General features: G+C 71.1%; 15 protein-coding genes. 8 read left to right on the top strand and 7 right to left on the bottom strand.

Annotated elements, in window-relative coordinates; all coding sequences use genetic code 11:
- Window positions 1-26 precede the first annotated feature (26 nt).
- Both ABT352_RS29760 and ABT352_RS29755 read right to left on the bottom strand, forming a co-directional pair.
- Window positions 27-1790 carry a thiamine pyrophosphate-binding protein gene (locus ABT352_RS29760; RefSeq protein WP_350948264.1) on the bottom strand — a complete coding sequence of 588 codons (1764 nt, stop codon included), beginning with the start codon at window positions 1788-1790 and terminating at the stop codon, window positions 27-29.
- The gene (locus ABT352_RS29755) at window positions 1787-2560 is read right to left on the bottom strand and encodes a cyclase family protein (RefSeq protein ID WP_350948263.1); all 774 of its coding nucleotides are present in this window, start codon (window positions 2558-2560) and stop codon (window positions 1787-1789) included. The genes ABT352_RS29760 and ABT352_RS29755 overlap by 4 nt, the downstream gene beginning before the upstream one ends.
- Before the next feature lie 196 nt (window positions 2561-2756).
- Here ABT352_RS29755 and dhaK point away from each other — a divergent pair, with 196 nt between their 5' ends.
- Genes dhaK through dhaM form a run of 3 tightly spaced genes read left to right on the top strand, consistent with a single transcriptional unit; the run spans window position 2757 to window position 4755 of the window.
- Window positions 2757-3749, top strand: coding sequence for a dihydroxyacetone kinase subunit DhaK (dhaK, locus tag ABT352_RS29750; RefSeq protein ID WP_350948262.1), 993 nt, complete (start codon window positions 2757-2759; stop codon window positions 3747-3749).
- Window positions 3750-3760: 11 nt separating this feature from the next.
- Entirely contained in the window at window positions 3761-4390 is a 630-nt protein-coding gene (gene dhaL, locus ABT352_RS29745) for a dihydroxyacetone kinase subunit DhaL (protein WP_350948261.1), read from the top strand.
- Window positions 4384-4755 (top strand): dihydroxyacetone kinase phosphoryl donor subunit DhaM, encoded by a 372-nt coding sequence (gene dhaM / locus ABT352_RS29740; RefSeq protein WP_350948260.1) that lies wholly within the window; start codon window positions 4384-4386, stop codon window positions 4753-4755. Before dhaL ends, dhaM begins: the two co-directional genes overlap by 7 nt.
- 205 nt (window positions 4756-4960) lie before the next feature.
- On the opposite strand, the gene ABT352_RS29735 is transcribed toward dhaM, so the two are convergent.
- The 3 genes from ABT352_RS29735 to ABT352_RS29725 all read right to left on the bottom strand — a co-directional run bounded on the left by ABT352_RS29735 (window position 4961) and on the right by ABT352_RS29725 (window position 7355).
- Entirely contained in the window at window positions 4961-5323 is a 363-nt protein-coding gene (locus ABT352_RS29735; RefSeq protein ID WP_350948259.1) for a hypothetical protein, read from the bottom strand.
- A 275-nt stretch (window positions 5324-5598) separates the two neighbouring features.
- Window positions 5599-6954: a hypothetical protein gene (locus tag ABT352_RS29730; protein WP_350948258.1), complete on the bottom strand. Its 1356-nt coding sequence runs from the start codon at window positions 6952-6954 to the stop codon at window positions 5599-5601.
- A gap of 146 nt (window positions 6955-7100) precedes the next feature.
- Window positions 7101-7355: a Smr/MutS family protein gene (locus tag ABT352_RS29725; RefSeq protein WP_329093428.1), complete on the bottom strand. Its 255-nt coding sequence runs from the start codon at window positions 7353-7355 to the stop codon at window positions 7101-7103.
- A gap of 398 nt (window positions 7356-7753) precedes the next feature.
- Here ABT352_RS29725 and ABT352_RS29720 point away from each other — a divergent pair, with 398 nt between their 5' ends.
- Window positions 7754-11098, top strand: coding sequence for a S8 family serine peptidase (locus ABT352_RS29720; RefSeq protein WP_350948257.1), 3345 nt, complete (start codon window positions 7754-7756; stop codon window positions 11096-11098).
- Between the two features lie 241 nt (window positions 11099-11339).
- Here the strand turns inward: ABT352_RS29720 and ABT352_RS29715 are convergent, their stop codons facing one another.
- Window positions 11340-11768, bottom strand: coding sequence for a CBS domain-containing protein (locus ABT352_RS29715; RefSeq protein ID WP_350948256.1), 429 nt, complete (start codon window positions 11766-11768; stop codon window positions 11340-11342).
- Between the two features lie 92 nt (window positions 11769-11860).
- Window positions 11861-13060 carry a PucR family transcriptional regulator gene (locus ABT352_RS29710; protein WP_350948255.1) on the bottom strand — a complete coding sequence of 400 codons (1200 nt, stop codon included), beginning with the start codon at window positions 13058-13060 and terminating at the stop codon, window positions 11861-11863.
- 183 nt (window positions 13061-13243) lie between these two features.
- Here ABT352_RS29710 and ABT352_RS29705 point away from each other — a divergent pair, with 183 nt between their 5' ends.
- The 4 genes from ABT352_RS29705 to ABT352_RS29690 are packed head-to-tail and all read left to right on the top strand — an operon-like array spanning window position 13244 to window position 17067.
- Window positions 13244-14071, top strand: a complete 828-nt coding sequence (locus tag ABT352_RS29705; RefSeq protein WP_350948254.1) for an ABC transporter ATP-binding protein — start codon at window positions 13244-13246, stop codon at window positions 14069-14071.
- Window positions 14068-15012 (top strand): ABC transporter ATP-binding protein, encoded by a 945-nt coding sequence (locus ABT352_RS29700; RefSeq protein ID WP_502992903.1) that lies wholly within the window; start codon window positions 14068-14070, stop codon window positions 15010-15012. Before ABT352_RS29705 ends, ABT352_RS29700 begins: the two co-directional genes overlap by 4 nt.
- Window positions 15009-15899 (top strand): branched-chain amino acid ABC transporter permease, encoded by an 891-nt coding sequence (locus ABT352_RS29695; RefSeq protein WP_350948253.1) that lies wholly within the window; start codon window positions 15009-15011, stop codon window positions 15897-15899. Before ABT352_RS29700 ends, ABT352_RS29695 begins: the two co-directional genes overlap by 4 nt.
- A complete protein-coding gene (locus ABT352_RS29690; RefSeq protein ID WP_350948252.1) occupies window positions 15892-17067 on the top strand; it encodes a branched-chain amino acid ABC transporter permease in 1176 nt (391 codons plus the stop codon). Before ABT352_RS29695 ends, ABT352_RS29690 begins: the two co-directional genes overlap by 8 nt.
- The last annotated feature ends 4 nt before the right edge of the window (window positions 17068-17071 follow it).

Here is a 17071-nt window from a genome sequence, read left to right as displayed (position 1 = left end):
CGGGCGCGCTCGTGCGGGCGGGAACCTCAGTGCCCCCGGAACGCCTCCTCCAGCCACCACGCCCCCCGTGCCCGGCTGACCCGAGCGTGGATCATCAGGGGCCGGTCGCGGGCCCCCTCCAGCCACCGGGCCACCGCGGTGAGATCGGCCCGGTCCCGTACGGTCACCGCCTCGCAGCCGAACCCCCTGGCGACGGCGGCGATGTCGGCGGGCGGGAAGGTCACGGTGTCCAGGGGGTGCCCGTCCGGGCCGAAGTGGTGCACCTCCGCGCCGTAACCGTCGTCGTCGTACACGACGATCACCATCGGAAGGCCGAGCCGTACGACCGTCTCCAACTCGGCGACGCCCATCAGGGCGCCCCCGTCGCCCAGCGCGGCCACCGGGAGCCGGTCGGGCTGGGCGAGGGCCGCGCCGATCGCGGTGGCGAGGCCGAGTCCGATCGACTGGAACGCCTGCGTGAAGCAGAACCCTCGCTCGTCAGGGACATCGAGGAACATCGACGGATATCCCATGAAATTTCCGGAGTCGATGGAGACGACGCGTTCCTCGGGAAGCAGGTCGTCCAGCTCGATGGTGAGCGTCCGTGGGTCGATCCTGCCGTCGCCGCTCTCGTCGACGTAGGGCACGTCCCGCCAGCGGTTCTCCCCCGCGATCCGCGCGGCCAGCTCCGCCGAGCGGTAACCGGCTCCGTCACCGTCCGGGACGCTCTCACCGAGCAGGCGGGCGGCGGCGCGCGCGGTGCGGGCGACGTCGCCGACCACCCCGAGATGGACGGGCCGGTGGGCGCCGAGCGCGGCGTCGTCCAGGTCGACCTGGACGACGGTGGTGTCGCGGCCGATCAGCGTGCCGTGGCGCATGGTCCACATGTTGAGCGCGCAGCCCCAGCCCACGAGCACGTCGGCGTCGCGGATGAGCTCGGCCGTGAGCGGCGAGGCGAAGCCACCGCTCACGTCCAGGTCCCACGGACTTCCCCTGAACAGTCCCCTCGCCACGGCGGAGGTGGCGAGCAGTGCCCCGGCCCGCTCGGCGAGCTCCTCGATCTCGCGCCGGGCCCCGCGTGCGCCCCGCCCCGCCACGAAGACGGGACGGCGCGCCGCCGCGAGGATCTCCACCAGCCGGGCGACCTCCTCGGCCCCCGGCTCCGGTGCCGGGGTGCCCTCCCCTGCCTCCGGTGATCGAACGACCTCCCCGACCTCCGGCGACCGAACCCTCTCTTCTGCCCCCGTCGGGACGATCCGCTCGGCTCCCCCTGCCTCGATGTCCGTGCCGTCCGCGAGGGCCGCCGCGACCTGCGCGCCCGCGGCGGGGACGGTCAGCCCCTGGACCTGCAGCGGAAGGTTGAGCAGGACCGTACGACGCCCGTCGCGAGCGGTGCGGAACGCCTCGGCCGTGTCGGCGGCGGCGGTCTCCGCCGACCCGACCCGCAGCGGCACGGCACCCACGGCCTCCGCCAGCGCGGTCTGGTCGACGAAGAAGTTCGAGCGGGTCTCGCTCACCTCTCCGGCCAGCACGACGAGCGGGGTGCGGCTCTTGGCGGCCTCGGCGATACCGGTCATCGCGTTGGTGAGTCCCGGCCCCTGGTGGACGCTGAGCACGGCGACCCCGCCGCTGAGGCGGGCGTAGGCGTCGGCCATGGTCGCCGCACCGCCCTCGTGGCGCGCGGCGACGTAACGCACGCCGTGCGCGACCAGCGCGTTGGTCACGTGGAAGTTGCCGCTGCCCACCACCCCGAAGGCGGTGTCCACCCCGAGTGAGGCGAGGGTCCGTCCCACGACCTCGGCGACGTTCACCTCTCGACCAGGGCCAGCACGCGCAGCGGGCTGCCCGAGCCTCCGACGATGGGCAGCGGCGGCGCGACGACCACGGCGCCGGTCACCGGGAGCCGGTCGAGGTTGCGCAGCTGGGTCAGCCCGTACTTCCCCGCGCCCAACAGGAACGAGTGACATGGGAAGGCGGGGTCGAAGCCGTGCGCGGCGCCCGCGTCGGTGCCCACGGTCTCCACGCCCAGCCCGGCGATCGAGGTCTCCTCGGCCAGCCACCGGGCGCACTCGACCGAGACACCGGGCGTGTGCGGGCCCGTCTCGTTCGCGTTCAGGAAGCGCTCCTGGTCATGGGAGTGGGCGTCCCAGCCGGTGCGGTAGAGCAGCCATCCTCCCTCGGGCAGCGGCCCGTTGACCTGCTCCCACGCCTTGACGTGCGCGATCTCCAGCAGGAAGTCGGGATCCTCGGCCGCCTCCGCGGCGAAGTCGAGCACCACGGCCGGGGCGATCAGCCGCTCGACCGGCACCCGCGAGACGTCCTCGCCGTCCTTGCCGGTGACCCAGTGAACAGGCGCGTCGAAATGGGTGCCGGTGTGCTCGCCGGTCACGATGTCGTTCCAGTACCACGCGGGGCCGCGATCGTCGTAGTGGCTGATCTCCTTGAGCGTGAACGGGACCGTGTTGCCGAACGGCTCCGGCAGCCTCAGGATCGGCGTCTCCGACGACAGCGGCGCCGTCAGGTCGATCACCTCGATCCCGCCGCTCCGGATGCTCTCCACCAGGTTCCGCAACACCGACATGACGCCTCCAGCAGGGATGAGATCTGGGCAGATCCTCCTACACCGCCACCTCGGACCGCCAGCTTCGCGTACGCGCGCGCCGGACCTCCGGGATGCGTACCGGTCTGCTCGCCGCTTCGGGATTCAAGCCCGGGCGGGAGCGGGCCTCCACGGCCGGTGCTTGCCATCGCCTGCGAACAAGGCGAGGTTGGGAGTTGTGAAAAAGCTCATCAACGATGTCGAGTCAGTCGTTCCCGATGCGCTGCGCGGCCTCGCGGCGGCCCATCCCGGGCTCCGGGTGGACGTGGACAACCAGATCGTGTTCCGGGCCTCGGGGCCCCGCCCCGGCAAGGTGGGCCTGGTGTCCGGCGGCGGTTCGGGGCACGAACCACTGCACGCCGGATTCGTGGGGTACGGCATGCTCGACGCGGCCTGCGCCGGTGAGATCTTCACCTCTCCCGTACCCGACCAGATGATCGAGGCCACCACGGCGGTGGACGGCGGGGCGGGAGTCCTGCACATCGTGAAGAACTACACGGGCGACGTGCTGAACTTCCGGATGGCGGCCGAGCTGAGCGGCGAGGAGGGGGTGCGGGTGGAGAGCGTGCTGGTCGACGACGACGTGGCCGTACGCGACTCCCTCTACACGGCGGGGCGCAGGGGCACCGGCGCCACCCTGTTCGTCGAGAAGATCGCCGGGGCGCTCGCCGAGACCGGCGCGCCGCTGCCTGAGGTCGCGCGGGTGGCGAGGGAGGTCAACGCCCGCAGCCGTTCCTTCGGGGTCGCGCTGAGCCCCTGCACCACGCCCGCGGCGGGCAGGCCCACCTTCGACCTCTCCGACACCGAGATCGAGCTGGGCATCGGTATCCACGGCGAGCCCGGCAGGACGCGCTCGGCCATGCGCCCGGCCCGCGAGCTGGTCCACCTCGCGATGGACGCGATCCACGAGGACCTGCCGATCTCCGGCGACACCCTCGTCATGGTGAACGGCATGGGCGGCACGCCGCTGATCGAGCTGTACATCGCCTACGCGGCCGTCGTGGAACACCTGGCGGAGAAGGGGGCACGGGCGGCGCGCAACCTGGTCGGCAACTACGTGACGAGCCTCGACATGCAGGGATTCTCGATCACGGTCTGCCGGTTGAACGAGGAGCTCACCCGGCTCTGGGACGCCCCCGTCGAGACCTCCGCCCTGCGCTGGGGCCGCTGATGAGCACCGCGATGGACACCGCCTTTTTCGCCGCCTGGATCGAGGAGATCGCCAGGGTCGTCGCCGCGGAGAAGGAGTGGCTGACCGGTCTGGACGCCGCGATCGGCGACGCCGACCACGGGGCCAATCTCGACCGGGGGTTCACCGCGGTCACCGGGGCGCTCGCGGCCAAGGGACCCGATACCCCGGGATCGCTGCTGGTGCTGGTGGGCAACACCTTGATCCGCAAGGTCGGCGGGGCGTCCGGCCCCCTGTACGGCACGGCGTTCCGCGAGGCGGGCAGGACACTGGGCGACACCCCCGAGGTGTCCGTCGCGCAACTCCACACCGCTCTGGAGGCCGGGCTCGCCGGGGTGCGGAAGCTGGGCTCGGCCGCCGAGGGCGACAAGACCATGGTGGACGCCCTCGCCCCGGCCGTACGGGCACTGGAGCAGGCCTTACGGGACGGCAAGGACCCGGCGGAGGCGATCGGCGCCGCGTCGGAGGCGGCACGCACCGGAGCCGAGGCGACGATCCCGATGCAGGCGCGCAAGGGGCGGGCGAGCTATCTCGGGCCGCGCAGCGTGGGCCACCAGGACCCCGGCGCCGCCTCCACCGCGCTCGTCGTCTCCGCCCTGCACACGGTGGCGACGTCGTGGTAGGCATCGTCCTCATCTCGCACAGCGGTCCGCTGGCGGCCGAGGTGGCACGGCTCGCCTCGCAGATCGGCGGCGCGAACGTGCCGCTCGCCGCCGCGGGCGGCACCGAGGACGGCGGTCTCGGGACCAGCCCCGACCTGGTGGCGGCGGCGATCGAGGAGGTGGACCGGGGGGACGGGGTGATCCTCATCCCCGACCTGGGAAGCTCGGTGCTCACCGCCCGGCTCTTCGCCGACGAGCGCGTGGTGATCGCCGACGTGCCGTTCGTCGAGGGGACCATCTCGGCCGTCGTGTCGGCGGGCATCGGTTCCTCGCTGGACGTCGTGCTCGCGGCGGCCGAGGAGGCGCGGACCATCCGCAAGCTCTGACGCGGAAAACCCCGCCCTCCGCGGGGGAGAGCGGGGTCCGGCGTACCCGCGAGGCCGGACGGTGCGGGCCAAGGCTCCGGCGCATGACACGGAGGTGCCGCGCGGGCCGAGGCCCGGCGTACACGCGGACGTGCTGTGCCGAGACTCCGGCGTACGCGCGGAGGTACGGCGCCGAAGCCCCGGCGCATGGCGCGCGGAGGCGAGGTCAGCGCGTGGCCAGCAGGCCCTCCAGCAGGCCGAGGACGGCCTGGATCGGAGGGGGCGTGGTCCCGAACTCCACGTCGGTCCCGCTGACGGAGTCCATCACGCTGACCGAGCTCTGCGGCAGACCCCAGCGCTCACCGCCGTCGTGACCCACGCCGACCTCGATACCGGCGAAGGTGACGTACTCCCAGTTCTTGAGGTCCCTCCTGAGCGCCTCGTGACCGCGTGCCGTGGCCCACTCGGCGACGGCCACGAGGATGCCGCCGAGCGTGTTCTCGCGCTCCTTCAGGTCTCCGGACTGGAGTTCCTCGATCTGACGGTCCAGCTCGGCGCGCTGGGCGAGGAGTGCGTTGAGGTCGCTCATGGGGGGCCTTTCGGGGAGGTGAGAGGTATGCGGGCGGGAGCGCCGGGCCCTTTTGGGAAGGTCGTGCACGAGAGAACCGGGCCCGCACCCGGGCAGAACCCCGCCGCGATCCACGAGCTGCTGGAGGCTGCGCCGATCATCGGAGAGGACATTGCCGTCATGCGTCACATAATGGTGCCGTATGAGCCCACTCGGCGTCGATCTATCCCGGTGGAATCCTCATGCTCAGAGACCTCGGGCATCGAGGTATGCCCTGCGCGGCGCCGTCGCGCCGATCAGGGTACGGCGTCCCGGGCGCGGGCGGTGAGGTCGAGATACTCCTCACGGCCCAGCGTACGGGCCTCGAAGCCGAGTCCGTACCGCGTGGCGAAACGATGCGCCTCCTCCGGCGGCCACGGCCCCGGCAGGTGGCGTACGGGCCTGCCTTCGCCGTCCAGCACGAAGAGTCCGGACAGCCCCTCGTGACGGTAGGTCATCAGGGCGGCCGCACAGCCCAGGTCGGGCCCGATCTCGATGTCGTCGGGGACCATCCGCGAACCGAGCCGGACGCGCAGCGTCGTCCCGCCGCGGACCGAGAGGTACGGACCGCCGGGCGGCCCGAGCGCGGCGCCGCGCCGGGTACGCCAGGTGTGCCACGCCTGGCGCGCGGGTTTGAAGACGACGATCAGGGGGGCGAAGAAGACCGCGAGCCACTTGGCGTCCAGCAGGTCCAGCATCATCCCGCCCAGCGCGGACACCCCCCGCCACGCGAGCCAGCCACCCGCCGTGACGACGTAGGCCATCACGAACAACCCGGCCACTCCCGCGCCGGCCGCGACGGCCTTCTTGGCCCTGGACATCCGCAGGACCTCCAGGCCGGCGAGACGCGTCCATCCGGGAGCCCGCCTGCTCAGCGCGGCGCGCACCCCTTTCGACGATGTCTTCAGGGCGTCGTGCACGGGGAGTTTCCGCCCGGCCGCGAAGACGGCCACCTCGTGGACCGGCCAGTCGCCGGGAAGGTCGGCGAGCACCAGCCCGTCGGCGTCGAGCACGGCGAGCCCGGTGAGAGAGCGCCGCTCCTCCTTGCCGGAGACGATCACCCGGCGCTCGTACCGGTAGTGGTACAGGGAGGCGGGCGCGAGCCGCAGCGAGCGTCCGGCCGCCGGATCCTTCGCGACCAGCGTCGGGCCGTCCCAGCTGAGCGCGGTCGCCGGACAGGGGGTGCCCTCCAGCGCACCCTCGCGCGGCCTGATCTCGCCGGACACCTCGTCGTACGGCCGGAGCCTGAGCGCCACCTCCCCGAGAGAGTGGTCGCCACGCACCGGAAGCCCCGCGTGCTCCGTGGTGTGCCACCGCGGCGCCCGGTTCTCAAGGTCGGCGCGCCCCTCGAACTCCGTGGCGTAGCCCCGGTACTCGAAGGTCAACCCGGCGTCCTCGGCGAACTCCTCCACCAGGTGGCGATGTCTGGCCCCCGGGGAGTCGAGCACGACCCTCCCAGCGGTGTCACGGACCGTGATCCCGTAGACGACCCCGCTCTCGCGGGGAAGGCGGTACAGGACCAGGCCGGCCGCGCGTTCCTCGCCGGTGAGCGGCAACCGGATCGGATGGCGGCCCGGCACGTCGACGACGAGACAGCCGTCGTCCACCCTCATCTCACACCCGCCTCCGGCGAGCACCCGCGTCGCGCCTATCGCTACCCCCGTCTCCCCCGCCCCGAAAATTCTCCTTTTTCCAGAAGCGACGGATAAAGCGAACATAAAGTTCCCGAACGGAGAGACGCCACCGGACCGGAAAGCGCCTACTTGTAGCGGAAGTAGACGAAGAGGCGACCGTGGTTCTTGGCGTCCTTGTCGATGCGGTGGTAGAGGGCCTTGATCTCCTTCTGCTCCAGGAAGCGCAGGACCTTCTTCTTCAGCTGGCCCGAGCCCTTGCCGGGGATGATCTCGACCTCGGTGGCCTTCTTCCTGATGGCCTCGTCGATGATGCCCCGCAGCGCCTTGTCGATCTCTCCACCCTTGTTGTAGAGGGGATGTAGATCAAGCTTGAGCTTCAACCGAGCCTCCCGTGTGTCAGGTGCGGCCAGTTTACGCGCGACGGAACATCCTCCTCGGGGTGGTCGTGTCCTCCCCCGGCCACGGGACACGAGGGCACGGGGACACGAGGCACGCGGGCACGGAGGCGCCCGAACTGCGGAGGTATGCGAACACCGCCGAGTCTGCAAGCAAATTTGACCAATTCCGGGGATTATTGTGTCAATTTAACGATCTAGGCAAACAAATGACCTCTAGTTAGGCTCCCTGTCATGATCGGCCGCCCCTGCCGGGTGGCCGAGCACGTGTCACCCGACGGGGAGGGTCGGCGCCCTCCCCGGCATGCCGTGCCCCAGGCATGCCAGGTGGCCTCCCCTCCCTGCCGCGTGATCTGTTCATGCGTGCCTACAGGGAGGTCTCGTTGACCAGAAGGCCCTACTCACCGAGGATCAGACGCGTGGCGGTGCTCGCCGCCGGCGTCGGGCTCGTCGCGGCGATGGCGCCGCCGGCGAGCGCGGATCCCACCCCCACCCCCACGCCGTCCGCCAAATGGACGGCGACTCCCCTGACCGGGGGTGAGCCGATCCAGGGCGCGAAGTCCCCCACCGGCAAACTCGCCCAAAGTGATGAGGGGCTACTGAAGTCGACCTCGGCCGCCACGGTCAGCGTGATGGTCAAGCTCGACTACGACTCTTTCGCCGCCTATCAGGGTGGCCTCGCGGGACTTCCCGCGACGAGTCCGGCGAAGACCGGAAAGGCTCTTGACATCAAGAGCAACGACGCGAAGAAATACCAGCGACACATCGAGGACGTCGAGAACACCTTCCTCGCCGAACTCGCCAGGAACGTGCCAGGCGCCAAGGCGGGCCAGAAGCTGCGGACCGTCTACGGCGGTATCGCGCTGCGCATTCCCGCCAACAAGGCGGCCTCGCTGCTGAAGCTGCCCGGCGTGGCGGCCGTCCAGGAGGACAAGCCCGAGCAGCTGCTCACCGACTCCAGCCCCGCGTTCATCGGAGCGCCCACGATCTACAACAAGCTGGGCGGCAGCTCCTCCTCGGGCAAGGGCGTCATCGTCGGCATCCTGGACTCCGGCGCCTGGCCCGAGCACCCCCAGTTCGCCGACCCCGGCACGCTGCCCGCCGCACCGGCGACCAAGGACGGCACGCCGCGCACCTGTAACTTCGGCGACAACCCGCTCACCCCGGCGGCCGACCCGTTCGTCTGCAACCGGAAGCTCATCGGTGGCGCCCCGTTCCTGGAGACCTACAACGCGAACGTCGGCGGCGAGGTCTTCCCCGACAGCGCCCGCGACTCCAACGGCCACGGCACCCACACCGCGACGACCTCGGCGGGCGGGCCGGTGGCCGACGCGAACCCGCTCGGCATCAGCCGGGGCCCGATCCACGGCATCGCCCCTGCGGCGCACGTGTCGGTCTACAAGGTCTGCGGTGAGGCCGGCTGCTATCCCTCCGACTCCGCCCAGGCGGTCGGCCGGGCCATCCTCGACGGCGTCCGCGTGATCAACTTCTCGATCTCCGGCGGCACCTCCCCCTACAGCGACCCGGTGGAGCTGGCCTTCCTCGACGCGTACTCGGCGGGCGTCCTCGTCTCGGCCTCGGCGGGCAACGCCGGCCCCGGCGCGGCGACCGTCAACCACGTCAGCCCGTGGGTGACCACGGTGGCGGCCTCCACGCAGACCAGGACCTTCCAGTCGACGATCACGCTGTCGGGTTCCGGCGGCGCGACGGCCACGGTGAAGGGCGCCTCCATCACCCCGGGCATCGCCTCCGCGCTGCCGGTGGTGCGGGCCTCGGCCCCGCCGTACTCCAACGCGCTCTGCACCACGCCCGCACCTCCGGGTCTGTTCACCGGGAAGATCGTCCTTTGTGAGCGCGGCCCCGACCGTGTCCTGAAGGGCTTCAGCGTCCGGCAGGGCGGCGCGGCCGGCATGATCCTGTACAACTCCTCCCCGCTCGACGTGATGACGGACAACCACTGGCTCCCCACCGTCCACATCGACAAGCCCGAGGGGGACGCACTGCTGGCGTTCCTGTCGGCCAACCCCGGCGCGACGGCCTCGTTCACCCAGGGCACCAAGACCACCTGGCAGGGCGACGCGATCACCACCTTCTCCTCGCGCGGCCCCGGTGGCGACTTCCTCAAGCCGGACGTCACCGCTCCCGGCCTGCACATCCTGGCCGGGCAGACACCGGTGCTGGAGAGTCCGGCCGGTGGCCCGCAGGGCAACCTCTACCAGGCCATCTCGGGCACCTCGATGTCGTCGCCGCACATCGCGGGCTCCGCGGCCCTGCTCTTCGCGCTGCATCCGACCTGGACTCCCGGCCAGGTGAAGTCCGCGATGGAGACGACGGCGAAGACCTCGGTCACCAAGCAGGACCGCGTCACCCCGGCCGACCCGTTCGACACCGGCGGCGGGCGCGTCGACCTGACCAAGGCCGGCGACCCCGGCCTGACCCTGGACGAGACGGGCGAGAACTTCGCCGCCTCGGCCGACGACCCGCTGAACCGCATCGACCTGAACCTGCCGTCGGTGAACGCCCCGATCATGCCGGGTCTCATCACCGCCAAGCGGACGTTCACCAACGTCACGAACTCGACGCTCACCTTCACCGCGACGGGCACGACTGTGAACGGCGCGAACATCACGGTGCTGCCGCCGCTGTTCAGCGTGAAGGCGGGCAAGAGCGTCAAGCTCAGCGTGGTGATCACCGCGCCGGACCTGCCGGAGGGCCAGTACTTCGGCCAGGTGAACCTCAAGCAGGTGGGCGGCTCGCGCAACCTGCACCTGCCGGTCGCGTTCGTCCGCAAGCAGGGCGCCATCCCGGTGGAGCAGACCTGCGCACCGGCCACCATCCCGCGCAACACCGGCGAGTCCGCCTGCACGGTGACCGTGCGGAACGACACCCTTGAGAACGCCGAGGTCACGGCGCTCAGCACGCTGGACGGAAAGCTGCGGCTGAACTCGGTGACCGGCGCCACCAAGATCGGAACCCAGATCGCGACGACGAAGACCACCCTCGCGGCCAGGCAGCCGGACAGGCCGGGCATCGCCCCGGGCACCGGTCCCGCCCCGTACCTGCCGCTCGACGCCTTCGGCATCGCGCCGGTACCGATCGGCGACGAGCAGGCGATCAACTTCACCGTGCCCTCGTTCCGGTACGCGGGCCAGACCTACAACAGGATCGGCATCGTCTCCAACGGCTACACGATCGCCGGGGGAAGCTCGGGCTCGGCCGACGTCTCGTTCGAGCCGCAGACCCTGCCCAACCCCGCGACCCCGAACAACGTGCTCGCCCCCTACTGGACCGACCTGGACGGCACCGGCACACCCGGCATCTACGCCGGAACGCTGACCGACGGCGTCAGCAACTGGCTCGTCATCGAGTGGCGGGTCAACCTCTACGGCACGAGCAACCTCAAGGTCTTCCAGCAGTGGATCGGCCTGAACGGGACCGAGGACATCACCTACACCTACGACCCGGGCAACCTGCCCGGTGATCCTCCCGCCGGCTACGGCCTGACCGTGGGCGCCGAGAACGCCGACGGCACCGCGGGCGGCCAGATCACCGGCCCGCCGACCACGGATCTCCGGGTGTCCAGCACGCCCGGCGCCCCCGGCGGCAGCCTGAGCTACACGATGAAGATCAAGGGCGTCAGCGCCGGGATCGGGACGGTGACGACGGGCACGTCGACACCGCAGGTCAAGGGGCTGACGATCGAGGTGGACAAGATAACCGTGCAGTAGCGAGAACGTGATGGGCCCGGCGCGACGCGCCGGGCCCATCCGGGCTTCCTGGGAGGATCACGGCGGGCCGGGCTCACGGATCCAGGCGTGGGAAAGGGCGGGTCGAGCTCACGAATCCAGGCTCGGGGAAACGGTCTCTCCGGGCGATACGGGCTCAGCGGGCCTCGCCTCGGGAACCCGGTCCCGAGGGCTCGAACTCAGGGGTCGAACCCTCGAAACCCGGGGTTCGGAGACCTCCGGCTCAGCGGTGGAGGTAGTCGACCAGGTGGGCCTTCTCGGTCTCCAGCGTCTCGATGGCGCTCTTGACCACGTCACCGATGCTCACGATCCCCGCCAGCCGGCCCGCGCTCACGACCGGCACGTGCCGGATACGGTGCGTGGTCATGGTCTGGCGGAGTCCGTCGACGTTGTCGTCCGGCGAGCAGGTGCGGACCTCGGCCGTCATGATGGAGGACACCGGGTCCTCCAGCACGGCGGCGCCCCGGTCGTGCAGTCGCCGCACCACGTCGCGCTCGGAGACGATGCCCGCGATGGACGAGCCGTCCTCGGACACCACCACGGCGCCGATGTTCTTCTCGGCCAGAACGGCCAGGAACGCGGCGACCGTCGAGTCCGGGCGGACGGTCACCACCTCCGTGCCCTTGCCTTGAAGAATCGTACCGATCAGCATTGGCATCACCTCGGTTCAGCCTGGCGCGAGTATTCCTACCTTTGCCCTCTTGTGCCACACGCTAAGCACGCGGGAGAGCAAAGTATCGACTGTCAGGTGACGGGCAGCAACCGCACCGCGTCGAGGGCGAGGGTGAGCTCCACGATGTCGAGCGGGCGGGCGAGCGAGCGGCCGGTGAGCTGCTCGATTCGGCGGATGCGGTTGAAAACCGTGTTGCGGTGGCAGTACAGCCGCCCGGCGGCGCGCATGGCCGAGCCCTCGCATCGCAGCCACGCCTCCAGGGTCCCGAGGAGCACCTCCCTGTCGGCCGGGTCGAGAGCGAGGATGGGCCGTAATACGGCACCGCTGAGGTGACCCGCGAGTTCGGGCTGGCTGACCACCAGCGCGGCGGGCAGTCTGTCCTCCAGTCTGGCGATCTCCGGGCCTTCGCCCACGCAGGTCCGCAGGGCCAGTTCGGCGAGCCGCCTGGCGCGGCCCAGCTCGGCCAGTCCCTCGACGACCGGGCTGATCCCGGCGCATCCGGTGACGTACGGGCGAAGCTCTCCGGCGAGGTCGTCCATGTCCGCGTCGCGCAGCAACACGACCGACACCTCGTAGTCGGGGCGCATCCGCCACAGCAGCCGCATCACGCCCAGGGTGGTCGGCCGCGGGGTGTCGTTCCCGTGGTCGTGGCGGCCGGGCAGCCGGGTGATGACGACGGCGTACCGGCCCAGTTCGGGCAGGTCGAGCGCGGCGGCGGCGCTGCGGACGAGTCCGGCGTCGGCCCGGTCCTCAAGGAGCGCGTCGAGCAGGGCCTGGACCCTCTCGGCTGTGCGGCCGAACAACTCGGACTCCCGTCTTCGGTATGCCTCGGCGGCGGCGATCGCCTGCCGGTCGGTGGCGTGCCACACCTTCGTGGCGCTGCGGATCAGGACGGGCAGGCTGTCCGACTCCTCCTCGGTGACCACGTCGATGAGACCGTCCCACATCACCTGCGCGGAGAGCCGGTAGCTGCGCAGCAGGGAGTCCATGGGCAGTCCCTGCTCAGCCCTGCGCCGGGCGGTCCTCTCCGCCTGCGGCACGTCGCACCGTTCGGAGCGGGGCAGCAGGATGGCGCCGATACCGTCCCGCATCGCCTCGTAGACGCTCTGCCAGTGGTCGTCGGTGGGAACCATCCGCCGGTACGCCTCGTCGGTGTCACGGATCTTGGCGACGAGCTCGTCGGTGAGCTCGGGAAGTCTCAGCAACAGCCTGCGGGCGGCCAGGCGCATGACCCTGCGTACTTCGTCGTCCGTAACCGGCCGGGTCCCCATCTGGGGATCGTGACAGCAAAACACCTTGCCGAACAAGGTTCTGTTCTGTTTCGTGACCCGGGGTTGTGCACACGCACAACCGGGACCCGTCCCGCATGGGCGTCCGCCCCGACTTCACCTTGCCCTCTGGACGCCGGTGAAGCGTCTCGGTTGGGTGCGTTCATCGGCTGTCAGGAGGCACACATGGACGTGCACGCCCCTCGCCCTCCCGGGGACTCCGGGCTGGCCGTCAGGGATCTGGCGGTGGGCTACGGCCCGGTCCCGGCCCTGCGGGGTGTCTCGCTGAGCGTCCCGCGCGGTTCGGTCGTCGCGGTGCTCGGCGGTAACGGCGCGGGGAAGTCGACCCTGCTGCGCGCCGTTTCCGGCACCCTCGGCTTCCACCGGGGCGGCATCACCGCGGGCGAGGTCGGGTTCGGCGGCGCACGGCTGTCCGGCGCCGCCACCTCGGCCATCGTGGCGGGGGGCGTCGTCCAGGTACCCGAGGGGCGCAAGGTCTTCGCGCGGATGACGGTCGAGGAGAACCTGCGGGCCGGCGCCCTCGGCGCACCCGACCGGCGGTCGGCGGCCGAGGCGAGGGAGAGGGTGCTCACGCTATTCCCCGTGCTCGCCGGGCGCGCCGGACAACGCGCGGGCCTGCTGTCCGGCGGGGAGCAGCAGATGCTCGCCATCGGCCGCGCGCTGATGGCCAGGCCCAGGATGCTGCTGCTCGACGAACCCACCCTCGGTCTCGCGCCGCTGATGGCCGCCAGGATCGCCGAGACCGTCCGCGAGATCAACGCCGACGGCACCACCGTGCTCCTGGTGGAGCAGAACGCCGCGATGGCCCTGTCCCTGGCCTCGTACGCCTACGTGCTGGAGGTCGGCGAGGTGGTGCTGTCGGGGCCGGCCGCGGAACTCGCCGCGAGCGACGAGGTGCGCCGTCGCTACCTTGGCATCGAGGACACCTCCCCGGTCGCGGCACGTGGGACGCGGAAGGCGGCTCGGCCCGCGCTGGCGAGGTGGTCGGCGTGAGCGACACATACCAACCGGATGGTACGGCCCCTTACATTCCCCGGCTCGACGTGCGTGACGTGACCGTGCGTTTCGCCGGGCTCACCGCGCTGGACGCGGTCGGCTTCACCGTCGAGCCCGGCAGCCTCCACGCGGTGATCGGGCCCAACGGGGCGGGAAAGTCGACCTTCTTCAACGTCCTGTCGGGCGTCTACCGGGCCGCCTCGGGCAGCGTGCGGTTCGGCGGCGCGGAACTGACCTCCCTGGCCCCGCACCGTGTCGCCGCCCTGGGCGTGGCGCGCACCTTCCAGAACATCGCCCTGTCACCGCGCCTGTCGGTAAGGGACAACCTCATGCTCGGCCGCCACCGGCTGACCCGCGCCGGGTTCCTCTCGGCCGGGTTGCGACTGCCGGCGGCCCGGCGCGAGGCGGCCGAGCACGGCGAGCGGGTGACCGAGATCGCCGCGTTCGTCGGGCTCTCCGAACGACTGGCCACGCCCGCCGGACTGCTGCCGTACGGCGTGCAGAAGCGCGTGGAGCTGGCACGGGCCCTGTGCATGGAACCCCGGCTGCTGCTGCTGGACGAGCCGGTCGCCGGCATGAACGGCGGCGAGCGCCGCGACATGGCCGAGTTGATCGTCGCGGTACGGGAGAGCCTCGGCATCTCGATCCTGCTGGTCGAGCACGACATGGGGATCGTCATGCGGCTCGCCGACGCGGTGACGGTCCTGGACTTCGGCAGGCGCATCGCGGACGGGTCACCCCGCGAGGTGCAGAACGATCCGGAGGTGGTCCGCGCCTACCTGGGCGCGGCGGTGGAAAGCACCGTGGTCGAGAGCGCGACCGCGGTGCTTCCCACCGCCGAGGACACGACCGTCGAGAACGCGAGCGCGGAGAACACGACGGGCAAGGACACGAACGCCGGAAGCGCGGCGGGCGGGGACGGGGAGGTCGCTCCGTGATCACTTTTCTCGAACTCCTGGTGAACGGGATCTCCGTCGGAGCCGTGTACGCGTTGATCGCCCTGGGCTTCGTCATCATCTTCAAGGCGACCGAGGTGGTGAACTTCGCGCACGCCTCGCTACTGCTGGTCGGCGGCTTCATCGTGGCCGGAACGCACCCGTCGGTGGGCTTCTGGACCGCCCTGCTGCTGGGCGTCGCCGGTGCGGCCGCCGTGGGCGCCCTCATCGAGTTCCTGGTCGTCCGCAGGGCGAACACCGCCTCGCACAGCGTGCTGGCGATCGTGACGATCGGCGTCGACATCGTGCTGACGACCGAGCTGACCAGGCGGATCGGCACCGACGTGCTCGCCATGGGCGACCCTTGGCGCGACCGGGTGCTGCACCTGGGTGACGTCAGCGTCGCCCAGACCCGGGTGGTCGCACTGGCCGTCGCGGCGGCCCTGATCACCGCGTTCCTGCTGGCGTTCAAGCACACGAACTGGGGCATCGCCATGCGCGCCACCGCGGAGGACGCGGAGACCGCCGCGCTGATGGGCGTGCGGCGCGGGCGGGTCTCGATGGGAGCCTGGGCGGTCGCCGGGGCGCTCGCCGCCGTCGCGGCGCTCTTCCTGTGCGTCTTCCCGACCCCGGGGCTGGACCGCGGCACCGCCTTCGCGGCGATGAAGGCGTTCCCCGCGGCGATCCTGGGCGGCCTCGACTCCACCACGGGGGCGCTGGCCGGAGGGCTGATCATCGGTGTCACCGAGGCCATGATGAGCGGCTACCAGAACGACCTCGCCTTCCTCGGCCGCGGCATCGGCGACGTCGCGCCGTTCCTCGTGATGATCGTGGTCCTGCTCATCCGCCCCGCGGGACTGTTCGGGACGAGGGAGCCGGCACGTGTCTAGAAAGATCATCCTCTCCTGCGCCGCACTGGCCGTGGTGGCGGTCGCCGTACCGTTCTACCTGGAGGGCTTCTGGCTGCAGACCGGACTTTTCGCGATGTCGGCGGCGATCGGGGCGATCGGTGTCAACCTGCTGACCGGTGCCACCGGCCAGCTGTCCATGGGACACGCCTTCTTCCTGGCGGTCGGCGCGTACGCCTACGTCTACCTCGCCTCCGAGCCGGAGGGCGGCGCACACGCCCTCGGTGGCCTGGGCCTGCCCACGCCCGTGGCGGCGTTGCTCGCGGTGCTCGCGGCGGGCGTCGCGGGCGGCGTGTTCAGCCCCATCGCGGGACGCCTGAAAGGCGCCTACCTCGGCATCGCCACCCTCGCACTGATCTTCGTCGGCCAGCACGTGCTGTTCAACGCCGAACCTGTGACGGGCGGGTACAACGGGCGCCCGGTACCACCGATGGAGCTGTTCGGGTTCGTGTTCGCCGACACCCCCGAACTGGTGGTCGCGCGAGTGCCCTTCGGTTCGCTGGAGCGGCTGTGGTTCCTGGGCCTGGTCCTGCTGACCGGCGCGGCGCTGTTCGCCCGAGGGGTGCTGCGCGGCCGTCCTGGGAGGGCCATGAACACCATCCGTGACCATGAGATCGCGGCCGGGGTGATGGGCGTGCCCGTGGCCCGCTACCGCGCCGGGGTGTTCGTGCTCTCGTCGATGTACGGGGGGCTGGCCGGGGTCCTGCTCGCGCTGATCTTCCAGCGCACCGTGCCCGACTACTTCGGCCTGCTGCTCTCCCTCGACTACCTTGCGATGATCGTCATCGGTGGACTCGGCTCCGTCGCGGGCGCGGTGATCGGCGCGTTCTTCGTCTCGATGCTCCCCCAGTTGCTCAGCCGCTACAGCGACGCCCTGCCGCTGGTGGCCGAGCCGGGCTCCGGCGGAGTCTCGCCCGCGGAGGCGGCCCGCGTCCTGTACGGCGCCGCCGTCGTCGTCATCGTCCTCTTCCTGCCCGGCGGGCTGCTCGGCCTCGCCGGACGCCTGCGCCCGGCCGCCGGTCGGCGGCTCGCCCCCGTCCCCGCTTCCCCCGTCCCCGCTTCCTCCGCTCCCACCTCCCCGGCTCCCGCGGCGACGAAGGCCCCGCCATCGCCGCCGCCGTCCCCCGACTCCCCCGACACAAGGAACTGATGAC

It is taken from the genome of Streptosporangium sp. NPDC000563, assembly GCF_040299985.1.
Taxonomy (GTDB): domain Bacteria; phylum Actinomycetota; class Actinomycetes; order Streptosporangiales; family Streptosporangiaceae; genus Streptosporangium.
This window is presented reverse-complemented; position numbering and strand designations above follow the sequence as displayed.